A 21,124-nucleotide genomic window follows, 5' to 3' on the forward strand; every position below is an offset into this window, starting at 1 on the left:
GGCTCAGAGCTGGTAGGGCTGGAAGGTGACGGTCACCGCGGGCTGGCGCGGATCCACATGGGCGCACTGCTCGGGCTGCGGCCGGATCGCGACGATGCCGCCATCGGCGTTGCGCGAGATCCGCTCGGCCAGCGCGGCTATGGCCGGGGCGATCAGCAGCGCGCAGTCGCTGTTCTCGACGCCTTGCACCGCCTCGACGACCGCGAAGACCTCGCCGCTGAACAGCGGCTGGCCGAGTCGGCGCTGCGCGATGCCGAAGGCCGCGATCAGCGCGGTGCGCACATTGGCGATCACGGTGTCGCCGTCGAAGGCGTCGGTGCGCACGCGGACGACGACCTGCAGGCCGACGATCAGCGGCACATAACTCAGCACGTTGACGTCAACACCCGGCATCGCGTGCGCCATCAGGAAGTCCTTCACCCGTTGGCCCAGGTCGGGCGTGAACTTGCCGCCGCCGGCCGGGATCACGCGCAGCTCCAGCCGCTCGCGCTGGCCGCGGCCGGGCGGCAGCGCAAAGGCCTGGGCCTGCGCCACGTCGGACCGGCTGCGCGCCAGGTACGAGAAGTCGGTCAGCGAGACGGCGCGTTCGAGCGCCAGCAGCGTGCCGGCGGCGTTGGTGCGCATCGCGTCGGTGGATTCGCGCTCGCCGCCGCCGGTGGCTGCGATCGGCTGCACGGCCGCGGCCACCTGCGGGTGCGGCCGCGCCAGCTTGGCGAGCGAAAAGGGCGCCAGGTTGCCGGCCGGGCCGTTGTCTTGCCGGTAGGTGACGCGCACGTTGTTGGCGCCGGTGGGCAGCCGCCGGCCATGCGTGCCGTCGCCGAAGGCGATACGCAGCGTGCCGTCTTCCTGTTGCCGCACCTGGTAGTGCGCATCGGTCGGCCCCGATTCGTTCAGGCGCGCCACCTGGGTCCAGCGTTCGCCGGCAACCTCGACCTGCAGGTCCGCCCGCACGCCCGAGGGCATCGCCGAATCGGCCACGAAGCTGGCGTCGGCCACTGCCAGCACGAAAGCCTGGTGGCTGCGCGTGCCGTCGCCACTGCCCAGCACACGTGCGGCGCGGGTCTGGCCGTGGCCCGCGTCGACCACGTTGCCGTACAGCACGAGCGAGGCGGCGGTGGTGCGGGCGGGCAGCGGGTCGCGCAGCGTGACCGACGGCGCCGTGCCCGGTGCCGAGACCAGCTTCACGCGTGTGCGCACGGCCGCCTGGCCGTTGGATGCGATGACCGTGCGGCCCGCGGCCAGCGTGGCCGGCAACGCTTCGAGCGCGACCACGCTGCCCGACAGCGGCGTGTCGTTGCGCTGCCAACCCGACAGCCGCGTGGTCGTGCCGAAATGGCCGAAAAGCTTGGTGCCGTGCAGGAAGAACGGGGCCCCCCCGCGGTCGGTGAAACCCTCGGCTGTGGTGAAGCGCGCCTCGCCGGCCGAGGCGTCGCTCGCGACACCGCCGAGCCGGCCCCACGCCACGCGATGGCCGCGCTGCACGACGGCCAGGTCGCCGGCCGAGATCTTCTTCGGCACCGCGCCGACCAGCGGCTCGAGCAGGCGGCTGTCCACGCTTTCCTGCAGGAAGGGGTCGGGCCGCACGGTGGTGATCGCGCGCGGCGGCGCCAGCAGCGCCTGCGGGTTGACGAGGTCGAGCTGCGGCTCGCCCCAGGGCGTGAGCACCACGCGGTCAGTGGCGGCCTCCCACGCGAGGCCGATCGTCGTGCAGCCTTCGCCGGCGGCTTTCGAAGCTTCTGCGTCTTTCTGGCCGGAGACCGGGGTGTACTCGGCGCGGATGCACTCGTAGACCGGCAGCACCTCGCGGCCCTCGACCTTGCGCACGTCGGCCAGCCATTGCCCATACAGCCAGCGCCAGTCGCCGGCAACCTGCAGCGCCTGCAGCCGGCGCCCGTCGGCGGCCTGGCCGCGGCCGCCCTGCAGGCGCGAGATCGGCACCGTGACCGGTCGGCCGACGAACGCATGCAGCAGGTCCAGCGTGCCCAGCGGCTCGTGCAGCACGAGGCGCTGCGGCGAAACGCGTTTCAGGCGCCGGTAGAACGGCTTGGCGCCCAGGCGGCCGATGGCGACGATCTCGCCCGCGGCCAGGTCGCCGCAGCCGTCGGCGAGTTCGAGCGCACGGTCGACCCCGGCGGCGCTCGCGACGGGCCCGATGAGCTTCAGCCCCTCTTTCGGCTCCGCATGGACCCAGGTGCGCCCGACGACGAAACCCGCCGCGTGCGCGAGCGGTGGCGCGATGGTGACCTGCGTGGCGCTCTTGCCGCCCGCGTCGACGACCGACAGCAGGCCGGTCAGCACGTGGGCGCTCAACAGGCCGTCGCCCTCGCGTTCGAACACCAGTGGCTCGCCGAGCTTCAGCGCGTCGTGCTCGCCGTCGAGCACGAAGGTGGTGCCGGCCAGCGGCGCCGGGTTGCGGTCGTGGTCGAGTGCGAAGAGCGTGTCGAGCGCGGGGTCGGCGCCGAGGTCGGCCAGCGTCTCGAAGACCACCGGGGGGCGGCCGTCGGGCGGCGCGTATTTCACCTGCAGGCCGGCCAACACCTTGCCGGCGGCGGTGCCGGGCTTGTGCAGCAGCGCCAGCGCGGTCGACGCAGAGCCGGGCGGGTGGGGCGCGTAATCGAGCATCGCCACCAGCCGGCGCACGCTTTCCCACTGCGTGGCGGTGCCGATCCAGCCCTCGTTCGCGTAGGCGTCGAGCGTGCCCGCCAGCACGTGTGCGGCGCGTGCATGGGCGCGCATCAGGTGCCACAGCAGGTCGTCCGGGTTCTGGCGGTACACGCCCTCCAGGAAGGCCTTGCGCGCGCTCTCTTCGGCTGCGGCGGGCGGCGTGGCCTGCGGGGTACCCCAGCCGGGGAACGCCTCAGCCAGTTGCCCGCGCAAGCGCTCGAGGAAGACGGCGGCGTTGCCGTCCACGTACTGCACGCGCGTCAGGCCGGCGCGGTTCCAGCGCGTCAGGTCGGGGGGCAGCGGCGTGCTCATCGGTGGAAGCTCTGAATGGACCCGGCGAGCCCGAGCGGGGCGTTCAGGGCACGGCAATCGAGGCGCAAAGCACAGCCATAGCTCGGGCTATGGCGCGCATTTGCAACGAAGAGTGGCGCGTCCTGAGCGCCACGAGCGGGTTTGACGGGTTCGTTCACAGCTTCCTTAGCCTTTGCGGCCGCCGTGCAGCGCGAGGCGGTAGAAGCCGCGCGACGGGTGGGTCGGGTCGTTGTCGCAGACGGCCACCTCCAGGCCTTCGAGCTCGATGCGGCCCGAGGCCGCCTGGTCGGGGAAACGGTCGCCGAGGCGCTTGAATCTGTTCAGGCAGACGTGCTCGACGCCGTCCAACGCCATCAGCGCCTGCACGATGTCGCTGGCCCACAGGTCTTCGCCAAAGCGCAGGCGGCCGGGTTCGAAGAAGCCACCGGGGCCGGTGCCCAGCGCCTGCTCGACCGCGTGGCGTACCTCGGACTGGAAGTGGTGCGGCGAGACCTGCACCGCCAGCCGCATCACCACGCCGACCTCGACGGCATCGGCCACCTCGACCGCCTGGCCGGCCAGGCGCAGCGACTCGACCAGCGGCGTCAACACCGCCCGCACACTGGGTTGCGCCAGGCGGTCGGGCAGGCCGATCTCGCGCTCGTGGTGGAAGTCGACCACCTGCTGCCACAGCGCATCCGGGTAGACGCCCGGCGGGTCGAGCCGGCGCCGGTCTTTCGCGATCACGGCCACGTGCACGACGAGCCACGAGCCGCCCCAGGCCGACCACGCATGCGCGCGCTCGACCAGCGGGTGTTCGACCAGCCGCAGCTCGTGGTCTTCGAGCGTGACCATGCGGCGCTGCGTGCGGATCAGCCGCGGGCCGGCCAGGCGCTCCTGGTCCATCTTGTCGGGGTAGTCGAGCCAGTACTGCTCGAGGCGCTCGACGTCGCTGCGCATATCGCCCGGCTTGGGCGCGTGGTCGAACGGCGGCAGCCCCAGGTCCTGGCTGCGGCGCAGCACGTCGTGGCCGATCAGCTTCAGCAGCCGGCGCACGGTCTCGGGCCGGCGCGCGGTCTCGAGGGCGAACTCGCCGGCGATGCGGTCCAGCATGTCGGACAGCTTGTCGTACTGCGTGGCCAGCAGCTCGACCAGCATCACCTCCAGGTCGGCCGGCGTCCAGCGCGTGCGGGCCGGGAACCGCGCGGCCAGGTCCTGCAGCATGAACAGGCGGAAGCCGTCGAAGTCGCGCACGTCCCAGTCGAAATCGTCGCCGACCTCGGGCAGCACGGGCGGCAGCGCCACCTCGCGGCGGCCGCAATCGGGGCAGCCGCCGGGGAAGCTGAGCACGGGGTCGGGCAGTTGGGCCATGGTGTTTTCGGTCGTGCTTCGCTCAGAGGCGGAAGCGCGCCTCCTCACGCTGGTTCACGGCGGCCAGCGCATACGACACGCGGATCACCAGCCGCGACGCGTCCGGCGGCGCCGCGCCCTCGTCGACCTCGTCCAGCCCGACCTCGACCGCCAGCGACTTCGGGTCGACCTCGCCCTTGAGCGCCTCGGCCAGCGCGGACGACAGCCGCCGCTGCGTGACCTGCCACAACGGCGAGGCGTTGGGCTCGAACAGCAAGGCCTTGGCGCCGGCACCGAACTCGGGCCGGTGGGCACGCTCTCGCGCGAGCGTGAACAGCACCTGCTCGATTTGTGCCCGTACATGGGCCGCCCGGTCGGCCAGGTGCGGGCCGGCACCGCCCGGCACGGGGTCGACGGTGAACGGGAACGCGAGGTAGGGAGGGTCGGCCAGGCGGCGCTGGACAAGGCGGGCGGTGAGTGTCATGCGGGTCTTTCGAGGTTCATGATCAGGCCGTCATGACCTTCATCGACAGCGTGCTCATCTCGCCTTGCGGGATCGCCGGCGAGGTGGGGCTGCCCGGCGCGGTGCAGGTGTGCACGTGCGTGGCGAACAGCGTGAGAAAGCTCTGGCCCTTGATGACGGGCTCGCCGCCGGAGCCACCCAGCATCACCTGCTGTCCTTCGACGACGACCTGCGTTCCCTTGACGTTGATGCCCGACGAGGTCATCTCGATCTTGTTGCCGTTGCCGTCTTCGACGGTGGTGCCCGACGACGACATCGTCACGCTGTTGCCGTTGGTGTCCTCGATCAGGATCTGGCCGTTCTTCGCGTCGAGCGTGACCTTGCCGCCGGCCTGGTCGGTGAGCGCGAGGTTGCCGTCCTTGTCGATCAGCATCTGCGCGCCGCCGCTGTGGGTCAGCGACAGGTGCTCGTCGTCGTCTTTGTCCTCCAGCACGAAAGCGTGGCCCTTGGGTGTCTTCATCAGCGTCGTGGTGGGCGGGTCCAGCACCTCGGAGGGCACGTCGGACGCCTGCTGCCAGAAGGTGCCGGTCCATACCGGGTAGTTCACGTCGCCGCCTTCGAACTCGACCCAGACCTGGGCGCCGACCTGCGGCACCCAGAACCAGCCGGTGGCTTGCAGCCCACCGCAGGGGAAGCACGGCAGCGCCCAGTCCGAGGTCTGGTCGCCCAGCAGCGCGGGCACCGAGACCTTGACGCGGCCGCGCTTGTCCGGGTCCTGGTTGTCGACCACGGCGCCACGGTATTTGCCGTAGGCGCGGCGGTCGCGCAACACCTGGGCCAGTCGTTCGTCGATGCCGGACATGGCGTGGCCCTCAGAAGATGGCCGCGAGCGAGGCGCCGATCGGTGCCGCTTCGCCGAGGTTGTCGCCCCAGGCATTGCGCAGCAGCTTGAAGCGCTGGCGATAGCCCTGCGACGTGAAGGCGTGCGTCACGGTGTCGACGTACCAGATGCCCGAGAAGCGGCTGCCCAGCCCGTCCACACCCACGGTGCCGCCGGCCAGCAGCACGTGACCATAGAGCGTGCCGTCGAGCTCGCCCTCGGCCTGGATCTTGTGGATGTCGAAGTCGTTGGCCTTGCGTTGCGCCACATCGCGCAAGCGCGAGGCGTCGGCACCGGCCTCGCCGGACAGGCGCCAGACAAAGGGCGCCAGGCCGCGGTCGGCGCTCGTCGCGTGGGTCTTGCCCAGCCACGGCAGGTTGGGGTCGACCGTTTCCTGGGTGGGCTGGTCGCCGGTGGCCGCGGGGGCGTCGTAGGCCACCGCGTCGGCCTGGTGCGAGTCGGTGGTGGCGGTCAGCGACAGGCAATTGGTGTCGGCGCCGGCGTAGACCATCAAGGTCTCCTGCGGCTGGCCCTGCAGGCGCATCGGGCCGAAGTAGACCGCGCCCTCGCGAAACATCAGCTCGTAGCCGTTGGCCTCGGCACGTGCCTTCAGGAACTCGATGTCGGTGCCGTCCTGGTTGAGGTTCACCAGGCCCGACTGGCCGGTGCCGCAGTCAGGCGTGGTGGACAGCGGCGAATACGCCGACACCAGCTCCGACAGCAGGCTCGCATCGGACGCGGGCACCTGCTCGGTGCCCCAGGTGCGGCGCTTGTGCTCGCGGTCCATCTGCAGCGAGTCGTCCTGGCATTCGACGACCAGGCGCGCGCTGCCGGCGTCCTCGGGGTACTCGGCGCGCACCTGGCGGATGAAGCCGCGAAAGACCTCTTCTTCACGCGCGCCGAACGCCGCCGCCAGGCGGATCGGCTTCCACTCGACCAACACCGGATCGTCGCCGCCGAAGGTCGACGAGGCAGCGTCCTGCACCAGCCAGCGGCCCTGCTCGTCGCGCCGGGTCTCGAAGGTCAGCGTGGCGGTGGCGGGCTCGGTGCGGCTCGTCTCGACCTGCACCTCGATCAGGAACGGGTACAGGTCGTCGATCGGCTGCTGGTCGACCTCGACCATGCACTCGGCCGGCGCGCGTTCCTTGCCGGAGAGAAGTCCGCCGAGATCGAAGCCCAAGATGCCGCTCCTTGGTGGCCGCCGCTCACTCGCGGGCGCGCGGGATCAGCGCCACGACGCCGAAGTCGTCGGCGGTGGGCGACGGGTCTTCGGTGCCGCCGGCACCGGGTGGCGGGCGCAGGCCCGGGGCCTCGAGTTCGAGGGCGCACAGCAGGTCCGAGTTGGCATCGACGATCCGCCACCACAGGCGGCTGTCGTTGAAGTAGTGCGTCGCGAGCCAGTCCAGGCGCTCGCCCGGTTGCAGGCCATGCTCCAGCACGCCGGTGGCCGGGCCGATCCAGCGCGGGCGCACGCCCTTGAACGGCATGCTGCCGTCCGGCAGCGGCTCGAAGCGGTGGGCGGGCAGGTAGCGCGAGTCCTTCAGGAACATCAGAACAGCCCTCCGATCGCGGCGGCCGCGGTGCGGCCGGTGTTGAGCGCGGCCGACATCGTCTGGCGCAGTTTCTCGGCCGCGTAGAACGGGTTGTTGCCTTCGATGACCTGCAGCGTCAGCTTGACGGTGGCGCGGTAGGGCACCAGCGAGGGCAGGTGCGCCGACTCGGTGACGTCCACCGCCTTCAGGAACACCGGCAGCACGTGCGTGCCCCAGACGAACAGCAGCACCGAGGCCGTGAGGTTGCGCTGAAAGGCACGCGCGCCCCCCTGGCCGAGGCTGGCGAGCATCTGCAGGCCACCCGGGCCTTGGGTCTTGGGCTCGACCATGCTGCGCAGCGTGTCCAGCTCGGGCTCGATGCCGAAGTCGCGCGCCACCGGCTCGTTCGCGTTCATGCGGTCGGTGGCGTCCAGCAGGATCTCGACATCGAAGCTTTCGGGCTCGATCGACACGCCCTGCGCGACGCGAGCGGTCTCGGTGGGCAGCGTGAAGTCGTAGCCGCCGCGCGTGGCCGGTGTGTTGCCGAGCGTGATCGTGACGGCGCGGTTGCGCGTGATCTGCTGCGGGTTGAACTCGAACGCCAGCACCAGCGGCGGCAGCGCCAGCGCGTACTCGACCAGGAAGCCGCGGCTCTCGTTCAGCATGAGCCGTCTCCTGTGTCACCGGTGTGTGGCGTGACCAGCGCTGCAACGTGGGCGGCGATCTGGCGTGCGATGTGGTGGTCCGAGCGCGCCGCGTCCACACGCAGCGGCGCCGCCTGCAGCTGGGTCACGGCGCCGTTGCCGCCCAGCCCGTGCGCGGCCAGCGCCTGCGCGGTCAGGCGTGCGATGCGCGCGGCGCGGGGCCCGAAACCGGCGGGAAGCGTCAGTGACAGGTGGTCGATTTCAAGCACGGGCCATCTCCTCCGGCAGGTATGGCGCCAGCGCGCCGAGCTCGGTGCGCGCCACCTCGCGGCCGTCTTTCGACAGCTCGCGCCACACGCCCAACGCCACGTGCGGCAGGCCGATCGGCGTGTCGGCGCCGGCGGCGAGGTAGGCCGCGTGCAGCGCGGCATTGCGGATCTGGCCGCCGGTGAGCGCGGCGCATTCGGCCAGCCAGGCCGGGTCGACGCCGGGCTCGCGCGGCGCCCGCGGCGGCAGCAACCGCTGCCACAGCGCGGCGCGGGCGGTGATGTCGGGCCGCGGAAACTCGATCACCACCTGCAGCCGGCGCGTGAAGGCCGAGTCGAGCTGGCGTCGCAGGTTGGTGGTGAGGATGCACGGGCCCTGGTGCGTCTCGATGCGCGAGAGCAGGTGGCTCACCTCCATGTTGGCGTAGCGGTCGCGCGCCTCTTTCACCTCGCCGCGCTTCGCGAACAGCGCGTCGGCTTCGTCGAACTGCAGCACCATCGGCCGGCCGTGCGCGGCTTCGAACAGGCGGTTGAGGTTCTCTTCGGTTTCGCCGACGTACTTGCTGACCACGCGGCCCAGGTCGACGCGGTACAGCGGCCAATGGCCCAGGCAGTTGGCCACCACGCTGGCGGCCAGCGTCTTGCCGGTGCCCGACGGGCCCGAGAACAGCGCGACCGGCCCGCCCACCGAGGCACCGCCCCAGCGGTCCACCACCGTCGCGCGGTGGCGCACCCACAGCAGGTACTCGTGCAGCATCGCGCGGCGGTCGGGCGGCAGCACCAGGTCGTCCCAACCGGCTTGCAGCGGCACCAGTTCGGCGCCGGGCGGTGGCGGCGGCGTCCAGTCGCGGCCGGCCAGGCGCGCGAGCAGCGCCGGCTCGGGCAGCAATGGTTGGTACGCCCCTTCCTGCTCGATCCGTACCAGCCGTTGCCGGCGCGGCAGCCCCTGAGGCGCGAGCGCGTCCGACAGCAGGTGCGCGCGGCCCGCGTCGAGCGCGAGCAGCTCTTGCAGCAGCGCGCGGCTTGGGTACGGCGACGCGTTGCCGCCGGCATTGGTCTGCAACTGCTGGAAGGCGCCGCCCAGGCGTGGTTCGAACTCCGGCGCCGCCACCGCGGCCAGCACGTCGAACTCGGGGCCGGACGCCGCGGGCGCGTCCGTGCCGGCATTGCCCAGTACCTGCGTCCACGCGCCGTCGGGCGCCCGCAGCGTGTCGACCAGGGTCTTCAGTCGCGCCAGCTGCTGCAGGTCTTCGTCGGCCAGTGCGTGGCCCTGGCGGGTTTGCATCAGGCAGTAGGCCAGCAGCAGCAGACGCTCCCACTCGGGCTCGAGCAGGGCGGCGGGCGACAGGTCGACGCGGGGGGCGTTCATGCGTGCAGCGTGACGAGCACGGGGTTGCTGCGCACGGTGACCTGCACGCCGTCGGCTGCGCGCGAGACCAGCCGCTCGGCATAGAGCGCGAGCTGGCCTGGGCGGTCGTCGAACGGCAGCGTGGTGGCGCGCGTTGTTGCCGAGCCGACCGCGGTGGGGTCGAGCGCGGCATCGGCAATCAGCAGCGGCCCGCCTGGCGTCTGGGTCTGCCAGCCGGCGGTGGCCTCCCAGGTTTCCCAGCGCAGTTGTGCGCTGCTGCCCGGCGCGCCGGCGATCCAGGCTTCAGGCGCGAAGGCGGCGAGTTCCGGGCTGCCGAGGGTGAACGAGACCGACAACAGACACGAGGTGTCGTCGACCAGGCACAGTGCCGGCGCCCAGGTCTCGGGGCCGGTGTCGGGCCGCATGAGACCGACCATCGGCACCGCCGTGCGCATCGCCACGGTCGGGCCCGCGTGCCGCCCGGCCATCGTGCCGCGGGCTTCGAAGCCAAGGCCGCCGACGCGCGGCGCGGGGATCGTGGGCGTGCGCGGCAGCACCGGCGCGAGCGACAGCTCGAACAGCACCGACGGCCGGTAGACGGCGTCACCCTGCGTCGACCAGAGCTGGTTGAGCTGGTCGAGGCCGAGCGTGAGGAAGACCGCCTGCAGCCGCCACGGCTCGCCGTCCACATCGACGTCGAACTCGGGGCTTTCGTGGAAGAAGCGCATCACCTCACCGAGCACGCGCAGGTCGTTCTCGCCGGCGGCGATGGTGTCGTCGTCGAGGCAGAAAGGCGTCATCAGGCAGTGCGCGCGCACGAGCCATGGGTCGCCCGGCAGGTTGTCGGGGAAGAAGCCCGAGGGCTCGAAGCGAAAGAAGAACAGGTTCAGGCGATGGCCGGAGTCGCTGTCCACCTGCGCCCCGACGGCCGGCGTGCCGATGACGACGTTGATGCGCGAGTGCGCCGACTGGTTGATGCCGGTGCCGACGAGCTGGCCCACGGCCCGGCACACCTGCGACAACGAGGAGGTGGCGACGGCCATGGCGTCAGGTCCTGCGCAGGTAGTGGCGGCTGAGGAAGTGCGGGTCGAGCCCACCCGCGTCGGCGCGGTGCGCGGCGCGCGGGCCTTCAGCAAGCACGGTGACGTCGATGCGGCCGATGCGCAGCGACGGGGGCGAGGGCGCTGGCGGCGCGGCGGGCGGCGGCGCCATGGCGCGCGATCCTGCGCTCGCCGTCAGCGTGCGGGGCGCGGGGCCGGCGGGTGCGGGCCGCGCAGACGGGGCTGCCCAGCCGGAATCCGGCCGTCCGTGGGCCGCCCAGTTGGAGGCCGTGGCGTTGGGCGGGTCAGCGCGCATGGCACCGGGCACCGCAGCGATGACCGCCGCAGCGGCGGTGGACGCCGGCCCGGCGGCGGTATGAGCCGTCGTCGCCATCGATACGGACTCATGCGACGCGGCGACGTCGGGCTCGATCGGTGCGGCTTCGTGCGACGCGGCGACATCGGGCTCGTCGCGCCTGCCAGGCAGAGTGACCGGCGGCGGCGTTGCGGCGGCGGGCGCTTCGTCGCGCCCGGTCAATGGGTCTCCAGAAGGGGCGCCTCGGGCCTCACGCCTCCACCTGTAGCGATCCTCGGTTGGTCCGTCTGCTTCACTTTGGCTATCTCGTCCATGACTGGAAGACTGGGGTCCCGAGAGCGACCGCGACGTATCCACACCCTTCGGTGACGGAATTCCCCGCGAGAACGGCTTCGATGACGACGCTTCCTGGACGATGAATTGCGACTCGTGTTGCTCGCTCGCCTTCTCTGTTTCGACTGACGGGAGAGCTTGCCTCAGGCTTGCTCGTGTGGCGGGTCCGTCACCCGGCGCGCCACCCTTCGGCGCCCGGGAGCCGGTCGAAGGCCACGTCCGCGCGGCCGCTTCCGGCTGGCGGACAGGCGCCATGGGCGGTGGCGAACCACCCCCCTCCTTCTGGAGACGGAACACGGTCAACGCGGCCGGATCGGCGGGCTCGTCGACCTCGATCGGCGCGTCGTCGACGGCGGCGCGGCGCAGCCACGTCGCGCTGCCGGGCAGGGGCCGGCGGGCGTCGCGAATGGTGTCGGAGAACAGGCCCATGCAGCGCTCGCGGGCGGTGGGTCAGGCGGTCTCGACGGCCGTGTCGAGCAGCGCGAGGTAGGCGTGGCGGCGCGAGCGCGGCAGCCGCAGGATGTCGGCCTCGCTCCAGTGGTAGTGCGAGGCCAGCGCGTACACCTGGCGCAGCAGGTCGTCGAGCCCGGTGCCCAGGCGCTCGTAGGGGTCGGTCGTGACGGCGTTCACCTGGCCGCAGACGGGGCAGGGCGCACCGAGGGTCGTCACGACACCGGGGGCGACGGCGTCCAGCGCGGCCTCGACCGCTTCGCGCAGGCCGGGCGTCGCTGGGTTCTCGCTCAGGTGCGGGTCGGTGCCGTCGAGCAGCAGGCGCTGCATCAGGCGGGTTTCGAGGTCTGCGATGTCCTTGTCGTCACCACCGACATCGTCATTGCCAAGGCTGGCGGCGTCGGCGCGCGCGAGCCAGGCTTGGTCCGCCCCCGTGGGCAACCGCGCATGCCAGACGCGGCCGTCGTGCGTGCCGCTGGCCAGTGGGAACGGCGCTGGTGCGGGCGTGACAGGCAGTGCGCGCAGGTCCACTTCGAGGTCGAAGCGCTCGCCGCAGACGGCACAGGTCGCGACCAGCCAGCGCGTCGAGGCGTCGCACAGGCACTGCAGCTCACGCATCAGGAACTGGCGATCCGCCACGCACAGCGCATCGACGCGCTCGGCGCTGGCGGGCGCATCGCCGAGCGTGGCGAGCGTGGCGCACAGGGCGCGCGTGACGGCCACAGGCAGCGACGGCGCGTCGACCACCACCTCGCCCAGCGCGAGCTCCACCGCGCCGTCCAGCGGGCGGAACGCATAGGTGCGCGTGCGTGCCCCGCCCTCGACGAGGCCGCCGGGCAGGAGACCTTCGCTGCGGAGCGCGGTCATCGGAGCCTCAGGTTTCGAGCGGCTCGGCGACGCTGGTGTCGCGCTGCCAACCCTCGTGCTGCAATGTCATCGTCTGGATGCCCACCGCGTTGGTCGTTCCCGCGTCGAGGTCCGGCAGCGCCTGGAAATCAGAGACCCAGGCGCGGAAGACCTTGTACGAAAGCGCCACCTTGCCTTGCAGATTGAGCACGTTGATGACGATGTCCTTGCGGAAGTTCTTCAGCGACATCGCCGCATCGCCGGCGATGTTGTTGACCAGCGCCGCCCAGTTCTCGAACACCGGATCATGCGAGAGGCCCTGCTCGAGCGTGATCGGCTCGTAGGTCGTGGCGCCGGGCAGGATTCGTTCGCTGCTCGGGTCGCCGGCGGCGCGCCACTTGATGGGTTCGGTCTTGCGCTTGAGCGCGCTCATCTTCTTCAGGCCGGCCACCGGCTTGCCGTCGATGAGGACCTGGAATTTGAAGGTGCGGTACGGGTCGTAGCGATGCGTGTTCACCGGAAACAACGGGGCGGCCATGGGGCTCTCCTCGGCAAGCGGGGCTTCTCAGGGATTACTGCTGTCCGACCTTCTGCTGGATGCGCACGATGACGAATTCGGCCGGCTTCAGTGGCGCGAAAGCCACCAGCACGATCACCATGCCGCGGTCGATGTCGTCCTGCGTCATCGTCTGGCCCAGCCCGCAGCGCACGAAGTACGCGTCGTTGGCCATCTCGCCCTGGAAGGCGCCGGCACGGAACAGGCCGTTCATGAACGAGTCGATGTTCGTGCGCAGCGACGACCACAGCCGGTGGTCGTTGGGCTCGAAGACGGCCCACTGAATGCCGCTGTAGATCGACTCCTCGATGAAGATCGCGGTGCGCCGCACGGGCACGTAGCGCCATTCGGGGTTCGCGCGGGTGGAGCGCGTGCGCGTGCCCCAGACGACCGGCCCGAAGCCCGGCATGCGGCGCAGCGCGTTCACGCCTTGAGGGTTGAGGTAGTCCTGCTCCTCGTTGGCGACTTGGAACGCGAGTCCCGAGACGCCGAGCAGCGGGAACTCGATGCCCGCCGGCGCCTTCCACACGCCGCGCCGCGAGTCGGTCTTGGCCCACAGGCCCGCGGTCATCGATGCGGGCGAGACCATCACCGAGCGCGGCGCCGCGGGGTTCGAGTCGGGGCTGTAGAAGGGGTTGGCCACCAGCGTCCAGGGGTAGTAGGTGACTGCGTAGGTCGAGGTCGGCAGGCCCAGGCCCTGCACGGTGGATTCGTTGTCGAGGAACAGGCCCGGCGGCAGGTCGAAGACCAGCATGCGGTTGCGCGTGGCCTCGCAATGCGCCACGGCCTGGTTCAGGATCGACTGGCCGGTGCCGCCGTCCCAGGTCTGGCCGGGCAGCAGCAGGATGTTGATGTCGCGGATCTTCACCAGCGGCGGGAACGCGTCCTGGTACTCGTTCGCGCCGGGCGCATTGCCGTCGAGGCCGGCGGTGGTCATCGTCACCTCGGTGAGGCCGCCCGCCGCGCCCTCCAGGTGCGCGCGCAGCGCGGCTTCCTGGCCGGCTGGCAGGGTGACCTGCACGAGTTTCGAGCTGGCATTGATCGTGGCCTGCATCGACGTGGGCTGGCCGGTCTCAGGCACCACCTCTTGCGGCGGCTCGAGCGCGACGAAGGCGCTGCCGCTGCCTTCGCCCACCGTCGCGAGGAAGACGTTGTTGCCGTCGTCGTCCTGCTTCAGCGCCAGGCGCAACACCAGCGCGTTGGCCCAGCGACCCGGGTTGGCCGCGGTGACGGTGAGCAGCAGGCCGCCGTCGTTGATCGTGCCGCTGGCGGCGCTCGCGCCAAGGGCCAGGCGCACGATGTAGGCCGCCGTGCCGCCGTTCATGAAGAAGGCGTTGACGCCGTGGCCCATCGGGTCACCCAGCGGCGCGGCGGCGCCCGCGACGACGGTGGTGTCGGTCTGCAGGCCGCCGAAAGTGCGCTCGTAGGCGTCCCAGTTGTTGATCAGCGTGGGGACGTTCAGCGGCCCCTGGCGGCAGTAGCCGATGAAGCAGGCGGTCGAGGTGCCGACGCCTTCGATGGGGCGGTTGCCGCTGGGCAGTTCCTCGATGTAGACGCCAGGGTGCAGGTAGCTGGGCATGGGGAACCTCGGTCGGTGGCGGGTCGGGGTCAGGCCGTCGCGTCGCGGCCGACCAACACCTGGATCGTCGCGGTGCCGTCGGCCAGCGCGTTGCTGAATTTCAGCGTTTTCACGTCCAGCCCGAACAGGCCTGTGACGCCACGCCCGAACAGCTGCGGGCCGTACAGCGCCAGCGCGTCGGAATCGGTCGTCCCGTCGCTCGCCTTGTAGGTGATGTCCTCGCCATACAGGCTGGACTGGATGGCGAGCACGATGATCTGTGCCGATTCGCCAGGTTGAATCTGGACCTCGGTGTCGGTGGCGCCGGCGGGGATGGCCACCGATACCACGTCGTAGGCCTCGACGTCTTCGGTGCGGTTGATGCTCCAGGTCGGTCCGCCGGCCACGGCGATGGCCATGCTCATCTTCAGCTGCGTCATGTGTCACCCCTGTCGTGAATCGCCGTTGCCGGCCTGTGCCTGAACGTGCTGCCGACATGCAAGGCCATCGAATGAGTCCGGCGCCGCGCACGTCGATCTGGTCACTGCACGTTGGCGCGCAGGTTTCTTCCTCGCATCCTCAACCTTGATGAAGATGCGGCGCGGCGTGATGAGGCAGCTCAATGTCTGGTGACTCTGACTGTGCTGTGGTGTCTCAGCGGGCCCGTCAGCGATCCCGGCGAAAGAAGATCCGGGCCAACAGCTAACGGTTTACTCTGGTGAACGATTGGCGGTGCCGCGGCGCCGCCCGGCCCGCCGGCAACGTCGTTGTCGGGGCCACAGCGGGTGCGGTGCGGGGGGCGCCGGTCCACGGATTCGTCCATCACGAAGCCTTGGTGAAACCACCCTTCATCGCTCGCCGCCGCGGCTGGATACTGCGGTTGTGAAATCGCTTTCAAAACATCGAGCAGGCTGCCCGCGTCGCCAGGCCCGACCTGCGACGCTTGGCTCGAGGGCTCTGGGGGTCGTGTTGATGGTCACCGGGACTGCCGTGGCGCAGGCGCAAGACGTCAAGATCGAGGTACGCGGCAGCCAGATCGGCGGGCCGGCGCAGCAAGACCAGGGCGAGCCGGACTGGATGGCACGCCTGAACAACTGGAAGCGCGACGTCGCGGGTGCCCGATCAGCCTGGCTCGCGGCCATGCAGGCCTGGCGCAGCGAACAATGGCAGAAGCTGGGCTACGACGGCGCGCGATACCAGCGCCCTGAACTGCTGTGGACGCAGCGCAGCTTCGTGCAGCCGCAGGCCATGGTCGAAGACCGCTACCTCTACGACCCGGTGCTTCGCCGCTACACCGTCGATCGGTACCTGGACGATCTCGACCGGCGCTACGGCGGTATCGACAGCGTGCTGATCTGGCCGGTCTACCCCAACATCGGCATCGACAACCGCAACCAGCTGGACATGGTGCGCGATCTGCCCGGCGGGCTGCCGGCGGTGCGGCGCATGGTCGACGACTTTCATCGTCGCGGCGTGCGGGTGTTCTTCCCGGTCATGCCGTGGGACACCGGCACCCGCGACGAGGGCGCGCCGCTGGCCGACGCTGCGGCGAAGCTGGTGGCCGAGTTGGGCGCCGACGGCATCAACGGCGACACGATGGACGGCCTGCCGCGGGCCTATCGCGATGCGTCGGACGCCAGCGGGCGGGCCTTGGCGCTGGAGCCCGAGTTGGCGCTGCGCGACGACGGCATGCTGGCCTACAACCAGCTGAGTTGGGGCTACTGGGAAACGCCGTTCGTGCCCCTGGTCAGCAAGTGGAAATGGCTGGAGCCGCGCCACATGGTGCATGTGGCCGACCGTTGGGCCACCGATCGGCACCAGATCCTGCAGGCAGCGTTTTTCAACGGCACCGGCATCCAAAGCTGGGAGAACGTCTGGGGCTGGTGGAACGGCATCACGGCCCGTGACGGCGAGGTGTTTCGGCGCATCGGCAGGCTCTACCGGGCGTGGCCCGAGTTGCTGACCAGCACCGACTGGACGCCCCATGTGACCACCGGGCACTACGGTGTGTACGCGAGCCGGTTCCCGTCTGCGCACGAGACCCTGTGGACGGTGGTCAACCGCAACGACTTCGGGCTTGACCAAGGCGTCTTGCGCGTGGCGCACCGCGCCGGGCAACGCTACTTTGACGCGTGGAACGGTGTGGAGCTGCAGCCCAGGCCGGCCGGCGAGGGCGAGGTGTCGATCGACATTTCCCTGGAGGCGCGCGGCTTCGGTGCGTTGCTGCAGGTGGACGACCGTGTCGACGCGGCCCGCCTACGGGCCTTCCTGGCAGGCATGCGCGAGTTGGCGGCCGCGCCGCTGGCCAGCCATTCGGTGGTATGGAAGCCGCTGCCGCAAGTCCAGGTGCCGGTGGCCGCGACCGGGCCGGTCGCTTCGCCGCCGCCGGGCATGGTCCGCATCCCGGCTGGCGAGTACCTGTTCCAGGTGACCGGTGTCGAGATCGAAGGCGAGAACCGGCCGGGCCTGGATGTGCAGTACCCCTGGGAAGAGGTGCCGCGGCGCGAGCACCTGCGCCGCATGGCGCTGACCGCCTTCCACATCGACAAGCACCCGGTCACCAACGCCCAGTACAAGCGCTTCGTCGATGAAGCGGCCTACCGGCCAGCCGACGATCACAACTTCCTGCGGCATTGGGTGGGCGGCGCGCCGCGCGCGGGCGACGGCAACCGGCCCGTGACCTGGGTGTCGATCGAGGATGCCCGCGCGTATTGCCGCTGGGCCGGCAAGCGCCTGCCGCATGAGTGGGAGTGGCAGTACGCCGCCCAGGGTACCGACGGCCGTCTCTATCCCTGGGGCAATACGTGGCAGGCCGAACTCGTGCCTGCGCTCGCCACGGGCCGAGACCTGCCACCACCACCGCCGGTGGGCCAGTACCCGCAAGCGGCCAGTCCGTTCGGTGTCGAGGACCTGGTGGGGCACGTGTGGCAGTGGACCGACGAGTACCACGATGAACACACCCGCGCCGCGATCGTGCGCGGCGGCAGCCACTACCAGCCCCAAGGCTCGAGCTGGTACTTCCCGCTGACGCGCAAACTGACCGAGCACGGCAAGTACCTGTTGATGGCGCCCTCGAAGGACCGCGCCGGGACCCTTGGGTTTCGGTGCGTCAAGGACGGGGCGTGACGTCGCGTCGCGTCGCGTCGAGGTTGTCACCTTGCGTCAGGCCTTGCGTTGCCCGGAATTTGAGAATCTGTCGCGTCGAACCAACGGGGCTGACCTGCGCAAGGGTCGCGGCTGAAACCGGGGGCCGCTCGGCCAGCCTCGGCCCGAGCTGAGACGATGCAAGCGCGCAGCCCGCGCCGAGATTCAGCGCCAGCGGCGCGCGGCCAACCCGCCCAGCGCCAGGCCGGCAGCGAACAACGTGTAGGTGAGCACCAAGCTGCGCTGAGACAGGCGGCGCTGCACGCCGGGCGTCGGGCGGTCGGGCACCAGCGCGAAATCGGCAGCCGCGGCCAATGCCGCGACGCCCGCGGCGCCCGCCACCAGACCGGCAGGCGAGGGCGCCGGCTGGCGCCGGCACACCGCCTCGTCATAGAGAGCAGCCCAGAACACCGAGCTGCCGGCATGCACGGCCGCGCCCAAAGCGGTGTGGCGCAGGTCGGCCGTATCCAGCCGCAGGGCTCGCCCGCTGCGCAACCGGTGGCTGACCGCGTTGAACGGGGACGCTGCGCTGCCGGTTTCGGCATGGCCGCGCAGCGCCAGCGCCGCCATCGACAGCAGGCTGGCCATGGCGCCCAGTGGCAAGACACTGCCGGCGCGGCTGCGAAGGCTTTGGCGAATGCTCGTCATCGTTCAGAACTCCGGGGTCGATTGGCGGCTCGTGGCGCTGGAGCAAGCTGCGTTCCCGTGCTTGGTGCCATCCCGCTACCTGACCGCAGTCGCGGCGTCGTGGGGAATCGGAGCCGGGTGGGTCGCGTGCGTACGCGGGCGGGCGCGCCAGCAGCGCCAAAGCTCCTGAACGAAAGGCAAACCGATGACCACGGCGCCGCCCAACATGACCACCATCAGGTAGTCGGGTGGCAGTGGATGAACCTTGGAGTGCAGCGTCCACTGCAGGGTTGGCGCGCCCGGCGCGTGCCACAGGACCGACATTTGATCGCGGTGCAACAGTGCGAGCCCGGCCAGGCCCACCCACGGGACGGCGAACTGCACACTGTGAACCCATTGCTCGATCGGCGGGATCACGCGTCGGCGGCTGGCATAGACGAGGTCGGCCCAGAAGACGAGTTCATGCGCCACGCAGGCGACCAGCGCCAGCAGCAGCAGCAGGGTGTTCACTTCGAGCCACATCACGGCCAGCGTTGCCGGCGCCAGGATGGACAGCATCAACAGATGCAACAGCGATTCGCCCACGCCCGTGCTGTGCTCGATGCGCTGCCACCGATGACAAAACCAGTCGCCCACACCGGCGACTGCCCAGAGCGGTACCAGGCCGTACATCAGCGCCGCGCGCAGGGCATCTTCAAGACTGTTCATCGCTTTCGCCTCCAGCACCGGCGCAGGGTTCAGCGCCAGCGCTTGCTCAGAGCCTGGAATGCGAAAACCTTTCGGCAAAAGCAATGCCTTGGCGGCGCCCACCGCGCTGCCAAGTGTTGTTATTGGCTCGAAACGCGTCTGCCGGCCGCCCCACCACGCAGCCTGCGACGCGATGGCTCAGCTCGGTCGCTCTTCGGGCGCCGCCGCGGCGTCGACCGCCCGGATGTTCTGAGCCAAATGGCCTTTGGGGCCTTGCACCAGCTCGAAAGCGACCTGGCTGCCCTGCTTCAAGGTGCGAAAGCCGTCCATCTGGATGGCTGAAAAATGAGCGAAAACGTCATCGCCTCCGCCCTGGGGTTCGATGAAGCCAAAGCCTTTGGCGTCATTGAACCATTTGACGGTACCCATCAAGTCCATATCACTCTCCCCGACGCCCTTTGTGGAGGGGCTTGTGCAGCTATTTTTGTGGGCTCGGATCGGCGATGTCAATGGCGTGACGTCATGTCCATCATGCGTTCAGCAGGCAGGCAACGTTGACACCCCTAGATAAGGGGTCGGCGACGGCGGTTTTTCACTCAATGGCCCGCCGTCGTTTGCGGCGAAGATGAGCGCGATCCTGTGCTGCCAAGGTCAACTGGCTATACTGAATTCATGCCTTCAAAAGCGCCCAAGCCGCCTGCTTTGCCGCCCTCGGTCACACGGCCGGACGAGGGTGACGGCTCGGTTGTCGCCGAGAAGAAAGCAGCACGGACCAAACCACCCCGGATGTACCAGGTCGTCATGCTCAACGACGACTTCACGCCGATGGAATTCGTCGTGATGGTGCTGCAGGAATATTTCAGGCTTGATCTTGAAGCCGCCACCCTCATCATGTTGAAGATTCACCATGAGGGTCGGGCCGTCTGCGGCGTCTTCTCCAAAGACGTCGCGGCCACCAAGGTCGAGCTGGTGCTCGCCGCTGCGCGTCGCTCGGGACACCCGCTTCAATGCATTATGGAGGCCGCATGATTGCCCAGGAACTTGAAGTCAGCCTGCACATGGCGTTCGTCGAGGCGCGCCAGCAGCGGCACGAGTTCATCACCGTCGAGCACCTGCTGCTCGCGTTGTTGGACAACCCTTCTGCGGCCGAAGTGCTGCGCGCCTGCGCGGCGAACATCGAGGACCTGCGCAAGAGCCTGGTCGCGTTCATCCGCGAAAACACCCCCACGGTGGGTGGCACCGAAGAGGTCGACACCCAGCCGACGCTCGGTTTCCAGCGCGTGATCCAGCGCGCGATCATGCACGTGCAGTCCACCGGCAGCGGCAAGAAGGAAGTGACCGGCGCCAACGTGCTGGTGGCGATCTTCGGCGAGAAGGACTCGCACGCTGTCTACTACCTGCACCAGCAGGGCGTCACAAGGCTGGACGTCGTCAACTTCATCGCCCACGGCATCAAGAAGTCCGACCCGCCCGAGCCCAGCAAGGCCGCCGACAGCAGCGGCAGCGAAGGCGAGAAGGAAGAAGCCGCGCCCGAGGGCAAGGGCTCGCCGCTGGAGCAGTTCACGCAGAACCTGAACCAGCTCGCCCGCGACGGCAAGATCGACCCGCTGATCGGCCGCGAGCTCGAGGTCGAGCGCGTGATCCAGGTGCTGTGCCGTCGGCGCAAGAACAACCCGCTGCTCGTCGGTGAGGCCGGCGTCGGCAAGACCGCGATCGCCGAAGGCCTGGCCTGGCGCATCACCGAGAGCGACGTGCCCGAGGTGCTGGCCGACGCCACCGTGTATTCGCTGGACATGGGGGCGCTGCTGGCCGGCACCAAGTACCGCGGCGACTTCGAGCAGCGCCTGAAGGGCGTGTTGAAGGCACTGAAGGACCAGCCGGGCTCGATCCTGTTCATCGACGAGATCCATACGCTGATCGGTGCGGGCGCCGCCTCGGGCGGCACGCTCGATGCCAGCAACCTGCTCAAGCCGGCGCTGTCCTCGGGCAACCTCAAGTGCATCGGCGCCACCACCTTCACCGAGTACCGCGGCATCTTCGAGAAGGACGCGGCCCTGTCGCGGCGCTTCCAGAAGGTCGACGTGGTCGAACCCAGCGTCGAGCAGACCGTGGAGATTCTCAAGGGCCTG

General features: G+C 70.0%; 21 protein-coding genes. 3 read left to right on the top strand and 18 right to left on the bottom strand.

Annotated elements, in window-relative coordinates; all coding sequences use genetic code 11:
• Nucleotides 1-3 precede the first annotated feature (3 nt).
• The 15 genes from VFY73_RS27855 to VFY73_RS27925 form a co-directional block, all read right to left on the bottom strand.
• Nucleotides 4-2,976: a hypothetical protein gene (locus VFY73_RS27855; RefSeq protein ID WP_329724846.1), complete on the bottom strand. Its 2,973-nt coding sequence runs from the start codon at nt 2,974-2,976 to the stop codon at nt 4-6.
• Between the two features lie 165 nt (nt 2,977-3,141).
• Entirely contained in the window at nt 3,142-4,326 is a 1,185-nt protein-coding gene (locus VFY73_RS27860; RefSeq protein WP_329724847.1) for a hypothetical protein, read from the bottom strand.
• A gap of 22 nt (nt 4,327-4,348) precedes the next feature.
• Nucleotides 4,349-4,789, bottom strand: a complete 441-nt coding sequence (locus tag VFY73_RS27865; protein WP_329724848.1) for a GPW/gp25 family protein — start codon at nt 4,787-4,789, stop codon at nt 4,349-4,351.
• Between the two features lie 22 nt (nt 4,790-4,811).
• The gene (locus VFY73_RS27870; RefSeq protein ID WP_329724849.1) at nt 4,812-5,630 is read right to left on the bottom strand and encodes a phage baseplate assembly protein V; all 819 of its coding nucleotides are present in this window, start codon (nt 5,628-5,630) and stop codon (nt 4,812-4,814) included.
• 10 nt (nt 5,631-5,640) lie between these two features.
• Nucleotides 5,641-6,828: a hypothetical protein gene (locus VFY73_RS27875; RefSeq protein ID WP_329724850.1), complete on the bottom strand. Its 1,188-nt coding sequence runs from the start codon at nt 6,826-6,828 to the stop codon at nt 5,641-5,643.
• Between the two features lie 25 nt (nt 6,829-6,853).
• Nucleotides 6,854-7,198: a hypothetical protein gene (locus VFY73_RS27880; protein ID WP_329724851.1), complete on the bottom strand. Its 345-nt coding sequence runs from the start codon at nt 7,196-7,198 to the stop codon at nt 6,854-6,856.
• Nucleotides 7,198-7,845 (bottom strand): hypothetical protein, encoded by a 648-nt coding sequence (locus VFY73_RS27885; RefSeq protein ID WP_329724852.1) that lies wholly within the window; start codon nt 7,843-7,845, stop codon nt 7,198-7,200. The genes VFY73_RS27880 and VFY73_RS27885 overlap by 1 nt, the downstream gene beginning before the upstream one ends.
• Complete coding sequence (locus VFY73_RS27890; RefSeq protein WP_329724853.1) at nt 7,839-8,093, bottom strand: hypothetical protein; 255 nt, start codon at nt 8,091-8,093, stop codon at nt 7,839-7,841. Before VFY73_RS27890 ends, VFY73_RS27885 begins: the two co-directional genes overlap by 7 nt.
• Nucleotides 8,086-9,459, bottom strand: a complete 1,374-nt coding sequence (locus tag VFY73_RS27895; protein ID WP_329724854.1) for an ATP-binding protein — start codon at nt 9,457-9,459, stop codon at nt 8,086-8,088. The genes VFY73_RS27890 and VFY73_RS27895 overlap by 8 nt, the downstream gene beginning before the upstream one ends.
• Nucleotides 9,456-10,481, bottom strand: a complete 1,026-nt coding sequence (locus tag VFY73_RS27900) for a Pvc16 family protein (protein WP_329724855.1) — start codon at nt 10,479-10,481, stop codon at nt 9,456-9,458. Before VFY73_RS27900 ends, VFY73_RS27895 begins: the two co-directional genes overlap by 4 nt.
• A gap of 4 nt (nt 10,482-10,485) precedes the next feature.
• Nucleotides 10,486-11,016 carry a hypothetical protein gene (locus tag VFY73_RS27905; RefSeq protein ID WP_329724856.1) on the bottom strand — a complete coding sequence of 177 codons (531 nt, stop codon included), beginning with the start codon at nt 11,014-11,016 and terminating at the stop codon, nt 10,486-10,488.
• Nucleotides 11,017-11,577: 561 nt separating this feature from the next.
• Nucleotides 11,578-12,444, bottom strand: a complete 867-nt coding sequence (locus VFY73_RS27910; protein WP_329724857.1) for a hypothetical protein — start codon at nt 12,442-12,444, stop codon at nt 11,578-11,580.
• Between the two features lie 7 nt (nt 12,445-12,451).
• Nucleotides 12,452-12,961, bottom strand: a complete 510-nt coding sequence (locus VFY73_RS27915) for a phage tail protein (protein ID WP_329724858.1) — start codon at nt 12,959-12,961, stop codon at nt 12,452-12,454.
• A 34-nt stretch (nt 12,962-12,995) separates the two neighbouring features.
• Nucleotides 12,996-14,558 carry a phage tail sheath family protein gene (locus VFY73_RS27920; protein WP_329724859.1) on the bottom strand — a complete coding sequence of 521 codons (1,563 nt, stop codon included), beginning with the start codon at nt 14,556-14,558 and terminating at the stop codon, nt 12,996-12,998.
• A 29-nt stretch (nt 14,559-14,587) separates the two neighbouring features.
• Nucleotides 14,588-14,977, bottom strand: a complete 390-nt coding sequence (locus VFY73_RS27925; protein WP_329724860.1) for a hypothetical protein — start codon at nt 14,975-14,977, stop codon at nt 14,588-14,590.
• A gap of 532 nt (nt 14,978-15,509) precedes the next feature.
• Here VFY73_RS27925 and VFY73_RS27930 point away from each other — a divergent pair.
• Nucleotides 15,510-17,663 (top strand): formylglycine-generating enzyme family protein, encoded by a 2,154-nt coding sequence (locus VFY73_RS27930; protein ID WP_329724861.1) that lies wholly within the window; start codon nt 15,510-15,512, stop codon nt 17,661-17,663.
• 183 nt (nt 17,664-17,846) lie between these two features.
• Here the strand turns inward: VFY73_RS27930 and VFY73_RS27935 are convergent, their stop codons facing one another.
• The 3 genes from VFY73_RS27935 to VFY73_RS27945 form a co-directional block, all read right to left on the bottom strand.
• Entirely contained in the window at nt 17,847-18,329 is a 483-nt protein-coding gene (locus VFY73_RS27935) for a hypothetical protein (RefSeq protein WP_329724862.1), read from the bottom strand.
• Between the two features lie 75 nt (nt 18,330-18,404).
• Nucleotides 18,405-19,118: a diguanylate cyclase gene (locus VFY73_RS27940; protein WP_329724863.1), complete on the bottom strand. Its 714-nt coding sequence runs from the start codon at nt 19,116-19,118 to the stop codon at nt 18,405-18,407.
• A 75-nt stretch (nt 19,119-19,193) separates the two neighbouring features.
• Nucleotides 19,194-19,433, bottom strand: coding sequence for a cold shock domain-containing protein (locus VFY73_RS27945; protein WP_329724864.1), 240 nt, complete (start codon nt 19,431-19,433; stop codon nt 19,194-19,196).
• Between the two features lie 234 nt (nt 19,434-19,667).
• On the opposite strand from VFY73_RS27945, the gene clpS reads away from it, so the two are divergent.
• Together clpS and VFY73_RS27955 are read left to right on the top strand one after the other, a co-directional pair.
• Nucleotides 19,668-20,024, top strand: a complete 357-nt coding sequence (clpS, locus tag VFY73_RS27950) for an ATP-dependent Clp protease adapter ClpS (protein ID WP_329724865.1) — start codon at nt 19,668-19,670, stop codon at nt 20,022-20,024.
• Nucleotides 20,021-21,124: Clp protease N-terminal domain-containing protein (locus VFY73_RS27955; protein ID WP_329724866.1), on the top strand; the 1,104-nt coding region annotated here is incomplete at its 3' end. The genes clpS and VFY73_RS27955, both read left to right, overlap by 4 nt.

Origin of the sequence: Ideonella sp. (assembly GCF_036277275.1) — a bacterium.
In the GTDB taxonomy this organism is placed as follows: domain Bacteria; phylum Pseudomonadota; class Gammaproteobacteria; order Burkholderiales; family Burkholderiaceae_C; genus Ideonella.

Bases quoted from the DNA above. Each gene is read 5' to 3' on its own strand.
- VFY73_RS27855 (WP_329724846.1), bottom strand. From the start codon at position 2,976: ATGAGCACGCCGCTGCCCCCCGACCTGACGCGCTGGAACCGCGCCGGC.
- VFY73_RS27860 (WP_329724847.1), bottom strand. From the start codon at position 4,326: ATGGCCCAACTGCCCGACCCCGTGCTCAGCTTCCCCGGCGGCTGCCCC.
- VFY73_RS27865 (WP_329724848.1), bottom strand. From the start codon at position 4,789: ATGACACTCACCGCCCGCCTTGTCCAGCGCCGCCTGGCCGACCCTCCC.
- VFY73_RS27870 (WP_329724849.1), bottom strand. From the start codon at position 5,630: ATGTCCGGCATCGACGAACGACTGGCCCAGGTGTTGCGCGACCGCCGC.
- VFY73_RS27880 (WP_329724851.1), bottom strand. From the start codon at position 7,198: ATGTTCCTGAAGGACTCGCGCTACCTGCCCGCCCACCGCTTCGAGCCG.
- VFY73_RS27885 (WP_329724852.1), bottom strand. From the start codon at position 7,845: ATGCTGAACGAGAGCCGCGGCTTCCTGGTCGAGTACGCGCTGGCGCTG.
- VFY73_RS27895 (WP_329724854.1), bottom strand. From the start codon at position 9,459: ATGAACGCCCCCCGCGTCGACCTGTCGCCCGCCGCCCTGCTCGAGCCC.
- VFY73_RS27900 (WP_329724855.1), bottom strand. From the start codon at position 10,481: ATGGCCGTCGCCACCTCCTCGTTGTCGCAGGTGTGCCGGGCCGTGGGC.
- VFY73_RS27910 (WP_329724857.1), bottom strand. From the start codon at position 12,444: ATGACCGCGCTCCGCAGCGAAGGTCTCCTGCCCGGCGGCCTCGTCGAG.
- VFY73_RS27915 (WP_329724858.1), bottom strand. From the start codon at position 12,961: ATGGCCGCCCCGTTGTTTCCGGTGAACACGCATCGCTACGACCCGTAC.
- VFY73_RS27920 (WP_329724859.1), bottom strand. From the start codon at position 14,558: ATGCCCAGCTACCTGCACCCTGGCGTCTACATCGAGGAACTGCCCAGC.
- VFY73_RS27925 (WP_329724860.1), bottom strand. From the start codon at position 14,977: ATGACGCAGCTGAAGATGAGCATGGCCATCGCCGTGGCCGGCGGACCG.
- VFY73_RS27930 (WP_329724861.1), top strand. From the start codon at position 15,510: ATGGTCACCGGGACTGCCGTGGCGCAGGCGCAAGACGTCAAGATCGAG.
- VFY73_RS27935 (WP_329724862.1), bottom strand. From the start codon at position 18,329: ATGACGAGCATTCGCCAAAGCCTTCGCAGCCGCGCCGGCAGTGTCTTG.
- VFY73_RS27945 (WP_329724864.1), bottom strand. From the start codon at position 19,433: ATGGACTTGATGGGTACCGTCAAATGGTTCAATGACGCCAAAGGCTTT.
- clpS (WP_329724865.1), top strand. From the start codon at position 19,668: ATGCCTTCAAAAGCGCCCAAGCCGCCTGCTTTGCCGCCCTCGGTCACA.